Source organism: uncultured Pontibacter sp., assembly GCF_947495565.1.
In the GTDB taxonomy this organism is placed as follows: domain Bacteria; phylum Bacteroidota; class Bacteroidia; order Cytophagales; family Hymenobacteraceae; genus Pontibacter.
Genome location: NZ_CANLZM010000001.1, coordinates 489366 through 502594, shown reverse-complemented (window position 1 = coordinate 502594; position 13229 = coordinate 489366). Strand labels below are relative to the sequence as shown.

General features: G+C 43.0%; 8 protein-coding genes. 4 read left to right on the top strand and 4 right to left on the bottom strand.

Translation table 11 applies throughout. The features are described from left to right. Positions 1 to 7 precede the first annotated feature (7 nt). Positions 8 to 1501, bottom strand: coding sequence for a hypothetical protein (locus Q1B04_RS02065; protein ID WP_299754902.1), 1494 nt, complete (start codon positions 1499 to 1501; stop codon positions 8 to 10). A 17-nt stretch (positions 1502 to 1518) separates the two neighbouring features. Further along, positions 1519 to 2997, bottom strand: a complete 1479-nt coding sequence (locus Q1B04_RS02060; protein ID WP_299754900.1) for a hypothetical protein — start codon at positions 2995 to 2997, stop codon at positions 1519 to 1521. A 504-nt stretch (positions 2998 to 3501) separates the two neighbouring features. Between Q1B04_RS02060 and Q1B04_RS02055 the strand changes: the two genes are divergently transcribed. From Q1B04_RS02055 to Q1B04_RS02040, 4 genes are all read left to right on the top strand, one after another. After that, positions 3502 to 5232, top strand: a complete 1731-nt coding sequence (locus Q1B04_RS02055; protein ID WP_299754898.1) for an ABC transporter substrate-binding protein — start codon at positions 3502 to 3504, stop codon at positions 5230 to 5232. 4 nt (positions 5233 to 5236) lie between these two features. After that, entirely contained in the window at positions 5237 to 6625 is a 1389-nt protein-coding gene (locus Q1B04_RS02050) for an ABC transporter permease (protein ID WP_299754896.1), read from the top strand. Next, positions 6622 to 7695, top strand: coding sequence for an ABC transporter permease (locus tag Q1B04_RS02045; protein ID WP_299754894.1), 1074 nt, complete (start codon positions 6622 to 6624; stop codon positions 7693 to 7695). Before Q1B04_RS02050 ends, Q1B04_RS02045 begins: the two co-directional genes overlap by 4 nt. Before the next feature lie 297 nt (positions 7696 to 7992). After that, complete coding sequence (locus tag Q1B04_RS02040) at positions 7993 to 8259, top strand: hypothetical protein (protein WP_299754892.1); 267 nt, start codon at positions 7993 to 7995, stop codon at positions 8257 to 8259. A 169-nt stretch (positions 8260 to 8428) separates the two neighbouring features. Here Q1B04_RS02040 and msrA read toward each other — a convergent pair whose 3' ends face one another. Next, a complete protein-coding gene (msrA, locus tag Q1B04_RS02035; protein WP_299754889.1) occupies positions 8429 to 8962 on the bottom strand; it encodes a peptide-methionine (S)-S-oxide reductase MsrA in 534 nt (177 codons plus the stop codon). Between the two features lie 162 nt (positions 8963 to 9124). Next, positions 9125 to 13225, bottom strand: coding sequence for a chemotaxis protein CheB (locus Q1B04_RS02030; RefSeq protein WP_299754886.1), 4101 nt, complete (start codon positions 13223 to 13225; stop codon positions 9125 to 9127). Positions 13226 to 13229 lie beyond the last annotated feature (4 nt).

The following is a 13229-nucleotide window of genomic DNA, read 5'->3' as shown; positions in this document are numbered from 1 at the left end:
GGAATGATTACTGCGCCCGCATTGGTTTCTGCAGTAGCTGTAGCGCCAGCTCCCAGAGATGTTCGTAAGGCACGATTTCAATCTCCGTAAAGGCGTCTCCGGGCAGGGGGGCAACCTGTAGCTTCTCCAGCAGCTTCTGCCCCTGCTCTTGGGCTTCTTGCGCATTTTGCTTTGTGAGTGCCAACAGCAGCAGGCGCATAAACAGGCGCGGACGCTCGGCCTTTTCACCTTTCAGGTACTTCTGTGTATACTTTCGCACGCGTTCAATCTGCACTTCCAGGTCGTCGGTTTGTTCTTCTGCCATCTTCTCCAGCACATCCAACACCAGCAGCGCCAGGTTAAAACCAGCTTTATCTTTAGGGAGAATAAGAAGCTCTGAGGTAATTACGGAATAATTATTTTCCTGAGGCTCATCTGTATTAAACTGCAACAGAAAAACGAAATACCTCCTGTATAACTCCCAACGTTCTATGCTACTGTCATTTAGTTTTTCCACATGCCCGCTATTAATTACTTTATTTAATAACTGACGGGCTAATCTATAGTTCCTGCTGTGGATAGCCAACAGGACATAATTTTCCATAAAAGCAAACCAATTTACAGAGTAATCAGTGAATAAGGGTAAGCTTATAGCTGCTAAATCTAAACCTTCGCCGAATTGCTTGGTTTGCAACAGAGCATAAACTTTAGTAAAGGAATTATACTTTTTATTAAACCAGCTGGTATCAATGTTATGGGATGCAATTAGATGCTCTATTTGCTCAATTGCATCAACAATTTCTGAATATTTACCAGATTGTTCAAGCATCGATATATTTAGAATATGCCGATGGTACATAATGAGTGATGAGTTTGATTCATCATAAAGTTGTTGTAACTCATCCAGGATAGCTGGCAGATATTCTAAACTTCTAAATTTATACTTAATTGGTCCTCGCAGCGCCAACATAACACTTTCATAAAGAGATATCGCTCTACGCTCCATACGTTGAATTTCATAACATTTGTACAAGGCTTCATCGCAAGCAAAAAACTCTTTTTCCTTTGCAAGATTTAGCAGAACTCTCTTTTTACCTTCTAATGCTTTAATTTTTATCTCATTTAAATCATGTGAATTCGTAATATTTAAAACTTGATCATAAACTTTAAGCGATAGTTTAACTTCAGAATTCATACTTAATGCATATGCCTCTGTTAAGAGGGACATACACTGGTATAATAACTCATTTGAGCCTTTTTCTCCTTCAGGAGCAAGTTCTAAAAAATGTAAATGATTGAATATTTTTTTTCTGAAGCGTGACTTTAAAGTTCTGAAGCTACTGGAAAGCTTTTCATCGCCATATAACTGCTTCGCTACATATTCATCTGAACAGACGGCTTCACATTTCAATAAATGAAATAATTTTGTTTCAAGTGTAGACTCATTCTGAAGATTAATAAGCGGGTTGGGCTGCAGGCTAAATTTGTCAACGATCCTAACAAGCCTTTGTAACTCCTTCATAAAATAAGTTTGCTATACTAATAGTGCGTTTGTAAAGTATCAAGTATGTGTTCCCATAAATGCTCATAAGGCACAATTTCTATCTCAGCAAAAGCATCGCCCGGTATTGGCGTATCAGCTAATTTCTGAAATAGTTTTTTACCTTTCTTACGGCTACTTTCTGCGTCATAATCTTCTGTAACAATAAGTATAAGCAGCTTTAAGAACAATTTACTCCGGAGGCTGAAGTTCTCTTTTAGATGCGCCAGAATATATTTTTTTAAGCTCTCAATACGGTAAAGAAGTGCCTCTGATTCTTTCCTTTGTAGGTAATAAATAAACTGCAGGATTAGAATGGCAACATTAAAACCTTGTTTGTCTTTACTATATTCTGGGAGAGACAGTAAAAAGGGATTGAGTAAGTTAGAAGAATTGACATAGCTTTGAGTTAGCATTAAATAGTAGGCTTGATATATTTTCCATCTTTCTTTAGTTGAGACAGATAATTTGTCTATATAGCTGTTATTAAAAACCTGAAATAATATAACTTCTGCCAGTTCATAATTTTTACTGTGAACTGCAAGTAAAAAGAAGTTTTCTTGAAATGAAAACCAGTTAATACTTTTTTCATCAAAATATCTAATAAAATCCTTAGCATAATTCAATCCTGAATTATACTTCTTAAGACGAAGGTGGGCATAAACTAGTATAAACTTATTATAAAGGCTATCAAATCTATAATGGTTAACAGAACCATTCATCAGTAAATTTTCAGAATAAAAAGTCAGCTGCAAGATTTTATCGAAATCCCCTATCAACTCATAATAGAGCATTGATAATTTATAGTAAGAATTAAACGACTCATAGGTTCCTGCCATCTCCCATAATTTCTTTACTTCATAAACCTTTGGTTTTAAGCTTTCAACTGTATTCTTTCTGCTTTTTATATTTTTAAAAATAGAGGCTCTTACGGATTGATAGATACTTTGTGCTTTTCTTTCTGAGAACTTCTTTTGCAGTAAATCGTTGTAAACTGCCAACTGGTTTTCATAAGAACTTTGCTTGCCAGTAAATGCTAGAGATGCTAAGATGATCTCGTAAGCCAAGATTTGCTGATTTGTAAATGAAAATTGCCCTGAAATGACAACTACTTTGTTAGCTAAACCTGCCGCAAGAAGAAATTTTTGATTACGAAATAGTATATTCGCTTTTAATAAGATTTGCTGGCAATGCTGCTCTTTTCTATAAACCAAATTATCTTCATTGTCTTCGTACTCATATAAAAGTAATAAATCATACAATTTGCTTTTAACTCTATGCTTAAGCATTTTGTACCTAAAATCGTTAGGAGAAGAGTTATAAAGCTCTCGGGCAGCAATTTTATCACTCTTACACATACCTCTAGAGATTAAGGAGATAAACTTTGCCTCTTTGCTATCTTTGCGTCCTTTTTTAAAAAAGTTCTCTTGATTATAACTCTTCTTTAAGACATCAACCAATTGAATTAGCTCTTCCAAATTATATAATTTATACTAAAAATCACAGTTACTAAATTCATTAAACTATACTTTATAAAGTAAGTGTATCTTAACTATATTTCCTAAATAATTGATAATGTCTGTTCCTATTTAGTTACTTTAAGCATTTTTAACAAAATGCTTAGTAGCCAATATAGTTGACAAAAATAGAGTTATGATATAAGATCATAAAAAGATATAAACCATAATAAATTGCACCTAAGTTACTTTATTTAACAAACCTTCCTTTTTAATATTTTGTAATACCTCAATATTTGCATATCACTTAAATTAATGAATTATGATAGAGCTATTGATCACCATTCTTCTAGCATTTGTAAACCCTACTACACCAACAACAGCTAGTTCAAATAACACAGCTACACAAGCAGAACAAACTGAAACTCTTTCAGCTTTTGGCGGCACAAGTACCTGGGTTGACAAGTAATATCCTTGCTTTTCCCTATCTTGCCCCTAAAATGCTTTTAGCAAAAGGGCAAGTATATGAGAAAAATCTACACGGCATTAACCTGCTTCTTATTTCTGTTTCTTACTTTCTGTAGCCAGCCGGAACGGGCGCCTGAAGAGGTGCGGGTGAGGCTGGCAGCTGACCCTGAAACGCTGAGCCCAGTAAGCTACAGCAATGCCGGCGCCCTACAGATCGTTAATCTACTGTTCCAGAGTTTGCTAAGCACAGACTTGGGCACAGATGAAATAAAGCCATTCTTGGCTGAGGAAATGCCTACTATTGAGCGACAGGATTCTATCACGCTTTATACCTATACTATAAGGGAGGAAGCGGAGTGGACAAACGGCAGTCCTGTAACAGCCGTAGATGTCGCTTTTACGCTGAAGGTTGCCAAAGCTCCGTTGCTCAACAACGAGAGCCTTAAACCGCAGTTAGAGTTTATACAGGATATCAGGATTGATTCAGATAACCCACGGCGCTTTACATTTGTGTGCAGCGGGTATGCTTCCGAAATGGAATTACTGACCGGTGATTTTTTTATACTGCCGGCTTATCTGTATGACCCTGAAAACCTGTTGCAGCACATACAAGTGTCTGCTTTGAGCGGAGATATTTCCGAGCTGGAAAACGATAAAAAACTAAAAACATTCGCAGCCAAGTATAACTCTCCCAACTTTGGGCGAGACCCGAAACTACTGCAGGGTAGCGGCGGCTATACTTTAGAAAACTGGGAAAACGGAAAATACCTGACGCTGACGCGCAAAAGAGACTGGTGGGGAAATAACACATCTAACACACAACATCTAACAGCTATTCCACAGCGCGTCAGCTTTCAGGTAATACCCGATATTACAACTGCCCTGCTTGCTCTCAAAAACAGGCAAATTGATGTACTGGAAAGTATACCAACTGCCGAATTTAAGCAGCTAAAGCAACAAAGCGCGTTTTTGAAAGACTATGCGCTGCACACCCCCGATGCGTATGAGTTTGTGTACGCCGGAATCAATACCAGGCAACCAAAATTATCCGATAAGCGCACGCGCCAGGCTATTGCTTACCTTCTGGATGCTAAAAGTGCTATGAAAGTAACACAGGACAACTACGCTACGCAGACTGCTGGCCTGATCCCCCCTTCTGTTTCAGAATTCTACAACAACAGCATACAACCTTATTCCCTTGACCTTGCCAAAGCAGCTAATCTACTTCGAGCAGCCGGGTGGCAGCAGGAGCAGGAAGGGTGGTTTAAAATTATCAGTGGCAAAAAAGAGCAGCTCACAATCAATGTAATTTACCGCGCTGGAAGCATCAGCTATGAGAACGCGGCAAATATACTGCAGCAAAACGCATCGCAAATTGGTATTCCGGTGCAAGTGCAGGGCATGGAAAGCAGCCTATTATCAAGCAAGTCCAAGCAACACGATTTTGACCTGTTTTTCCGCTCGCTTGGCGGCAATCCGTTTGTATTTAACTTCAAGCCGCTCCTGCATACTGCTTATGCAAATGAAGGAGGCTTAAACTATACAGGCTTCGGCACACACGAAAGCGACCGCATTTTAGATAAAGTGAACGGCACTGTCACCTCACGCCAAGAAATGGCAAGCCTGCTGAAGCGCCTGCAGGAAATCATGCACGAAGAGGCCGCTTTCATACCTATGTACTACATTAAGGAGCGGATTGCTATTCATCGCCGGTTTACAAATGCCAAGATTTCTGGCCTGAAACCCAATTATGATGTTAGCGCCTTCACGCTTAAAGTAGAAGAGTAAACCTATGCTCCTGCACCTGCTCAAGAAACTGCTTTTAGCGATACCCATACTTTGGCTGCTGGGTACAGCAGTGTTTCTCTTGAGCAGAACGCTTCCGGGCTCGTTTGGGGAGGAGCGTTTTTTAAACCCCGAAGCAGGATTTTACAGTAAGAGCAGCCAAAGCAGTCGGGAAGCAGCTTGGGAGCAACTCCAGCAGAAAACCGGGCAACACCTCCCTCTCTTCTACTTTAGCATCTCTTCTGCCGCCTTACCAGATACCCTCCAAAATGTGCAGCCAAGCGCCAGAAAGGAACAACTACAGCAACTTGCCATCAAATACGGTAATTGGCCAGCCATTTCCGCGTTTGACCTGCAGGTAGAGAAGTTAGTTAAGGCTTTAGAAATATATCCCGCAAAAGGCGCATCTAAAAGCTTACAGGACTTACGTTACAGTACCAACATCAGCGACCTCCAAAAGGCGATTAATAAACTATCTAAATTAGGTACATCTCCAGCTGTAGCTTCTTTAGCTGTAGCAGTCTCAGAAAAAATTGAGGCACTGAATATCAACCAAAGTTCTTATACTTATCTTGTGCCCCGCATAACCTGGAACGGCACAGTTAACCAGTACCATCATTGGCTGGTTGGCATACTTACCGGAGATTTCAGCACTTCTTACCGCACCTCCCAGCCTGTGTTGGAAATGATTCTGGAAGGCATCGGAAACACTTTCTTGCTCCTGCTGTGCAGCATGGTCGTTACGCTAATACTAGCTTTGGAGCTAAGTATACTGATGGCTAAAAAAAAATTGCAGTGGCTAAGACGGCTGCTGCTGCCTGCACTTTTTGCAATAGATAGTATCCCCATGCTGGTGCTGGCCATTTTGCTGCTGGTGCTATTGGCAAACCCTGATTTTATACAGCTGTTTCCGGTGTATGGCATGGGCTATTACCAACCTATTAACCTTAGCTTTTGGCAGAACCTGAGTATGCGGTTGCAGTTTATGGCCTTGCCTCTTATTGCGTTGGTGCTCGTAAATCTACCGTACATTACAAATCAAATCTATACTTCGCTTCAAGCATCTTTGCAAGCTGATTACACCCGCACGGCCAGAGCCAAAGGTCTGCCCGAACACCTCGTTATCAGAAGGCATGCTTTACGCAACGCGCTTCTGCCAATCATCACAATTGTGTCTGATTTTATTCCGGCTTTGGTCAGCGGCTCTATACTGATCGAAACAATTTATGCTATCCCTGGCGTTGGCCGTTTGCTTGTGGAGTCGGTTATGGCGCGGGATTACCCTGTGCTGGTAGCGATTATTCTGTTTGTGCTTTTGCTGCGGATGGTTGCTTACGCATTGGCTGACGCAGCTTATTTTTGGGCCGATCCTCGTATGAAGCAAAAGACGGCATGAGGCAGTTCTGGCAAAGCATACTTCACTTATGGGAGGCTAAACCAGGCTTTAAAGCAGCAGCGGCATACCTGATGCTGCTATTGCTGCTAGCGCTTTCTTTGCCTTGGCTCCCCTTGCCTTACCCTCCAAATTACCTGGATTTAGCGCATCCTTACCTCCCCCCTTTTAAGGACATTGTTCACCCGTTAGGTACCGATGGTTTAGGCCGGGACTTGCTTTCGAATGTGCTTTACGGTGCCCGAACCTCCTTTATGATAAGTGTGCCTGTTATGCTCTTCGCAACGGCAATTGGGATGTTACTGGGCACTACAGCCGGTTTCTTCGGAAACGACAGTTTGCAACAGCCGAGATACAGCGTATTGTTTTGGCTACTTAGTTTTCCAGCAGTTTTATACTTTGCGGTTTACCTGCCGCTGCAGGTGTACCAGTTGGAGATGGAGCTAACTTATATCATACTTCCCGTGGCCGCACTTACAGGTTGGCTGCTACTCATGTGGCTTCTGCTAAACGCACTGCAGCGCTTTGTTCCTTTCTTAAAGCTGAAAATGGCCATCCCCATAGATAAAGTGGTGATGCGGTTGACAGAGGCTTTAACAAGTATACCGCGCTTTGTGCTGATATTGGCGTTGGCCTCTTTCATACCTCCTTCCCTATTCATGTTGTCGTTGCTTCTGATTTTTACCATATGGCCTGCCACTGCCAGGCTTTCTCGCGCTGAAATGCTGCGTATAAAACAGCTGCCATACTTTGAAGCGGCCTGTAGCATCGGAAACAGACCTTTTCAGCTGATCTGGAGGCATGCTTTGCCTAACCTTGCCGGCCCAATTCTTATAGCTTTTACATTCGGCTTAGGAGGCTTACTAACTTTAGAGTCTACCCTTTCCTTTCTCAATATCGGTGTGCCTACAAGTTTGGTAAGTTGGGGCCGCACCATCTCAGGTATAAGAAGCAACACATCTGCCTGGTGGCTAGTGGTATTTCCGGGAGGGCTGTTGAGCCTTACCATCATGGCGCTTTATACTTGCAGCTACTATTTCACACAGGTATTTAGCCAAAAAGGCAGGCGCTAAAGTGTTACCTTTCCCGCATCTCTTAGCTATATCTGTTACATATTTCTATACATTAGAGAAAATCCTAAAGCGTAAACCAATCCTATCCACATCAATAACACCCTAAATACCATTTATTTATACTTCAAAAATTTATTTAACAAGACTTCAAGAAATATATACAGTTATAACATCCTTCTAAAATCATAACCGAAACCTCTAAATAAACATGTTACTTTCCTAATTTAACATTCCTGTTCCGAAAGAGGGCACAAGCTTATACTTGTAACGTGTTAGAACCCAAAACCCCATCGTCACATGAATTTGACTTTAAACCCTTCGCCCAGAAAAATGGCTGAGTCCTGCCCTGTACAGGCTACGCATTCGCCAAATTTTAATTCACCAAAGGCTGCGCTTCAAATTGATGAACCGGCTGGCTACGCGACTATAGACGGCAACGTGGTAACCTACCACGCCGGATCCAGCGCAGTAAGCAATGGTGCAGGTATCTTTATAGGAGATTACTTTGTGGGCCTTACGGAAAACTATGAATCTTTTAGTATGACGCCATTTGTGCGCTACTAAGCTTAGCGGTATTTAAACCCCTAATTACCCTTTAATTTATTAAATTTTGTTGGTTGTTTGTGTTTAGTTTAAGCAAGCCCTGTAGTTCCCCCCTACAGGGCTTTTGCTCTTTTATAGGAGGTATAAAAGTTATACTGATAATGATTTTAGCCTCGCCTGCACTTTTATGTTAAGCTGACTTTAATTTGCCTGCAAATACCTTTCTAAACTTATCAAGCTTCGGACGGATAACAAAGCTGCAGTACGGCTCATGCCCATGCGTCTTAAAGTAATTCATGTGGTAACCCTCTGCCGGGTAAAACTTCTCCAGCGGCTCTATTTTGGTCACGATTGGGTTATCAAAAGCACCGGAAGCATCTAACTCCTGCTTATACTTTTCCGCCAGCTGTTTTTGCGCCTCGTTATGGTAAAAGATAATGGAGCGGTATTGCGGCCCCACATCATTGCCTTGCCTGTTAGGCGTGGTCGGGTCGTGGGTGCTCCAGAAAACCTCTAGTAGCTCCTGATAGTTTATCTGCTGCGGGTCGTAAGTGATTTGAAGCACTTCTGCATGGCCTGTAGTGGCAGAGCATACTTGCTTGTATGTGGGGTTCTCCACATGGCCACCCGCGTAGCCGGACATCACCTTTTCTACCCCCTTTAATTCCTGAAAAACCGCCTCTGTACACCAGAAGCACCCATTCCCAAAAGTTGCTGTTTCCATAAGTATGATAAATTGATATAAAACAAACGGATAAGCTTAGGAGCAAAACTGCCACAGCTTATCCGGTTAGTAAACTTCTAATACGTTAAAGTGTTTGCTTTGTAGGTGCTTGTTATTGCCTCACAGCTTCCAAAAGTACCTATAAATTCAAGGGCGTTAGGTTTATTCTGATACTTTAAAGTATAACTTAAATGTGGTTCCCTGCCCTTCCTGACTGTTTACCTGTATAAAGCCATTGGCGTTCTCTACCAATCTTTTTACAATGTAAAGCCCCATGCCCGTGCCATCTACATGAGAGTGAAAGCGTTTGAAAAGTGTGAACAGCTTGGTGATATTATCTTCGCTGATACCTAATCCGTTATCTGCCACCGTTAACAGCACATGCCCGTCAACCCTTTCAGATTTTATGACAACCTCCGGGTCACGTCCCTTTGATTTATACTTTATAGCATTACTGATTAGGTTATATAAGACACTGTGCAGGTTCTTTTTTGAAAAACTGATATGCGGAGCCTTATCAAAGTTTACCTCTAACTGCGCGTTTTCACTTTTAATGAACTCCTGCATGTTCTCCTTAACCTCCTCAAAAATCTCCTTCAGCTCTACCTGCTCCGGTTTACCGTCCAGGTCACGCTGCACCTTTACAATATCAGTCAGGTCTTTGATCACGTTTTTAAAGCGGCTTATAGCCCCTTTCATCATATCAAAAACTGGCTGTGTCGGCTCTCCGGGCAAAGGGCCGGCGGAGTTAATCTGCTCTTCCAGCAACAGCATCAGTCCTTCAATATTACCGATTGGCGCTTTTAGGTCATGCGATGCCGTGTAGACAAATGTATCCAGGTCCTCTATCACGCGCAGCAGGTGCTCATTGGTTTCCTGCAGCTGCTCTTGGGTTTGCTTTAGGTTAGTAAGGTCAATAAACGAGCCCAGCACACGGTAAGGCATCTGGTACTCATTGAGCATGATGTGCGCGCGGTTAGATACGTAAGCATAGGAGCCATCCTGCTTTTTAAGTCTATACTCGCCTGACCACTGCTCTTTGCCTGCATTTATGGCTTTATTTACACTTTTTTCAACCTCTTGCCTGTCCTTCGGGTGAACCAGCATGAACCAAGCGTCTACACCTTTGCCCATTTCCTCTGCATCGTAGCCCAGCATAGCTTTCAAGCTGTCGCTCCACCAAACGTCGTTATTCACAATATCCCAGTCCCAGATAACATCATTGGTAGCCATCGACACCATCCGGAAGCGCTCTTCGCTAGAAGCAAGTTCTTGGGTACGTTCTGCCACCCGCTTCTCCAGTTCATTATTGAGCTTAATAAGATTTTCCTCGGCTAACTTCAGCTCCTCGTAAGCCATCAGCACCTTATCTTCGCTGTTTTTCTTTTCTGTGATATCGGCCATCGTCACGGTTACACCGTCGCCCATTTTAACAGCTGCAATCTCGTACCATGTCTTCTTGCCTTTTATCTCCAGCTGCTGCTCAATATGAATTGCCTGCTCGGTATCAATCACTTGCACAAACTTGCGGTATAGCCCACTCTTCTTCAGGAAAGGCATTGCGGCAAGCACGCTGGTGTTCAGCAACTCCCCCTGCGATTGCCCCACCATACTTTCCGTTTTTTTGTTGAGCAGTGTCCAGGCAAAGTCGGTTAGCTCCAGCTTTTCGTCACGTACCGCCCTAAAAGCCATGATGCTGTTCAGGGAGCTGTTGAGCACACCCTGCACCACATTTGTAAGTGTTTTTAAAGTGGTTACATCTACAAAACTTATCACAACGCCATCTTTGTTGCCATCGTGCTTGAGGTAAGGGATGATGCGCATCAGGTAAAATTTACCATTAACGGTCTCCACTTCCTGCTCAATTTCCGTGGAGGTGTTGTTTACCTGCTGGATATCCTCTCGCAGGCGGGAGTACTTCAGGTTATGCGATAAATGGTGTATCGGCCGTCCTAGATCACTGTCAATTATATTGATCAAACCTTCTATGGAAGGGCTGAATTTACGAATGACTAGGTGATGGTCCAGGAACAGCTGCCCTATGTTTGAGCTGCGGATATAGTTATCCAGGTCTTCGTTTAGCTCCTGCAGCTCTTTTATTTTAAGCTGATGCTCAGAGTTTACGGTATGCAGTTCCTCGTTCAGCGATTGCATTTCCTCATTAGAGCTTTGCAGTTCCTCGTTGGATGACATCAGCTCTTCGTTGGTGCTCTGCAGCTCCTCGTTAGCTGTGCTCAGGTCCTGCACGGTAAGCTGCAAGCCTTCGCGCGCCTCTTTCAGTTCCATCTCCAGTGATGTAAGCTGCTGGTAATAATCAGAGTCAGAAACATACGTTAAATCCGATACTTTAGGAAGCGGAGCCACCTCACCCATCTCCTGCAGCAGCACAAGTATAACTTTAGACTGCCCCTTATCCAGGCTTAAAGGACGGATAGACATATGCACCATCTGCTCTTTTTTGCCCATCTTAACGGCTACCTGCCTGGCCACAACTTTTCGGTCCTGCTTCAGCGCCTTCCGGACTCCCACACTAAGCGCAACAGCTAACTCTTCGGGCACCATTTTAAGCAAGTTAAAATGGAGGCGCCGGTCCGGAAACTTCAAAAACCGGCTTATATCACCGATGCCGTGCAGCAGCTGGTAGTTTTCATCTATGTAAAGGCCTGTCATTTTAAAATCCTCTGACACGGCATCCATAAAAGAGTCGTTGTAGCGTACTTCAGGCAAGTTTTTATGACTCGGCATTTTTCCGGATTGGCTGTTATTGCTCGTATAATCTGTTATGCCGTAGCTTTGCTTAATACCTGTGCTTTCTTTTATTTTCCTGAAAATCTTCCACTTACGGTTCTCTTCATAAAAGTAGGATTTCATAGCACCAATGTGTTCGCTTGACCCCAGGAACAGGTAGCCTCCCAGATTTAGGGCATACGGAAAAAGCGCCAGCACCTTGTTTTGCAAATCCTGATTCAGGTAGATGAGCATATTTCGGCACGTAGCCAAGTCAATGCGGCTGTAAGGCGGGTCTTTCTGCAGATCGTGCTGCGCAAAAACTACCAGTTTCCTGATCTCGTCCTTAACTATGTAGCGATTTCCTTTTTGAAGGAAATACTTTTCCAGCCTTTCGGAGGATACATGCTTGGTGATAGACAGCGGATAATTGCCTTTAGAGGCAAGTGTAATGGCTTGCTGATCTATATCGGTAGCAAAAAGCTTCACATTCGGTTCACGGCCCAACTTATCAAAAGCCTCCTGAAAAAGTATAGCTATGGCGTATACTTCTTCGCCGGTACTGCAGGCAGCCACCCATACTTTAACGGGTTCGTTTTCAGCTTTCCCAGATAAGATACGGGGAATTATCTCCTGCTCCAGTACCTCAAACGCTTCCGGGTCCCGGAAAAAGTTGGTGACATTGATGAAGAACTCCTGGCAAAGCTTCTTTATTTCAGCTGGATTTTCGTGAAGGTAATTGAGATAAGCCGCCATATCCTTCACTTGCAGATGATCCATCCGTTTGCGTATCCGCCTGTTAAGGGTAGCTTCCTTATAATTAGTGAAATCTGTTTGTGTATGCGTACAAACCAGATCCAGTATTTCTTTTAGCACCTGTTCTTCTTTCTGCTCATTCTGCTCTATCAGGCTTTTAACTAGCGGGATTTTGCGGGTGTATTCTATTATTTCCTGCGGCATATTTTCAGGTGCGAGCACAAAATCTACAGCACCCGCATCTATGGCACTGCGTGGCATCCCATCGAATTTGGCAGTGGCAGGGTCCTGCACCACCACCATACCACCTGCATTTTTTATGGCTTTCACGCCCTTTGTCCCGTCTGTACCAGTACCCGACAGCACAATGCCTATTGCAAGCTTGCCTCTGCTCTTGGCCATAGACTCAAAAAATAAGTCGATTGCAAAGTTAGGCTCACGGCTGCGGGCTTTGTCTTCCAGGCGCAGGCGCCCATGCTCTATCGTCAGCTGTTTGCCGCTTGGCAGCACATAGATGCAGTTCGGCCTGGTATACATATCGTTTTCGGCCTCCTGCACCTGCATCTGTGTATGCTTAGACAACAGCTCCGCCATCAGACTTTTGTGGTCCGGGGAGAGGTGCTGGATAATGACGAATGAGTAGCTGGAGTTATTAGGAAAATGATCAAAGAGTAAATGAATCGCCTCTAAGCCACCCGCAGAAGCTCCAATACCTATTAAGTAATGATCTGTTGCGGCTTTTATGTTTTCCTTTTTAGATACTGGTTCCAATGATATCATGTAT

Excerpts from the sequence above, each read along its gene's own strand:
- msrA (WP_299754889.1), bottom strand. The coding sequence starts at position 8,962 with ATGGAAACAGCAACTTTTGGGAATGGGTGCTTCTGGTGTACAGAGGCG.
- Q1B04_RS02055 (WP_299754898.1), top strand. The coding sequence starts at position 3,502 with ATGAGAAAAATCTACACGGCATTAACCTGCTTCTTATTTCTGTTTCTT.
- Q1B04_RS02040 (WP_299754892.1), top strand. The coding sequence starts at position 7,993 with ATGAATTTGACTTTAAACCCTTCGCCCAGAAAAATGGCTGAGTCCTGC.
- Q1B04_RS02050 (WP_299754896.1), top strand. The coding sequence starts at position 5,237 with ATGCTCCTGCACCTGCTCAAGAAACTGCTTTTAGCGATACCCATACTT.
- Q1B04_RS02030 (WP_299754886.1), bottom strand. The coding sequence starts at position 13,225 with ATGATATCATTGGAACCAGTATCTAAAAAGGAAAACATAAAAGCCGCA.
- Q1B04_RS02045 (WP_299754894.1), top strand. The coding sequence starts at position 6,622 with ATGAGGCAGTTCTGGCAAAGCATACTTCACTTATGGGAGGCTAAACCA.
- Q1B04_RS02065 (WP_299754902.1), bottom strand. The coding sequence starts at position 1,501 with ATGAAGGAGTTACAAAGGCTTGTTAGGATCGTTGACAAATTTAGCCTG.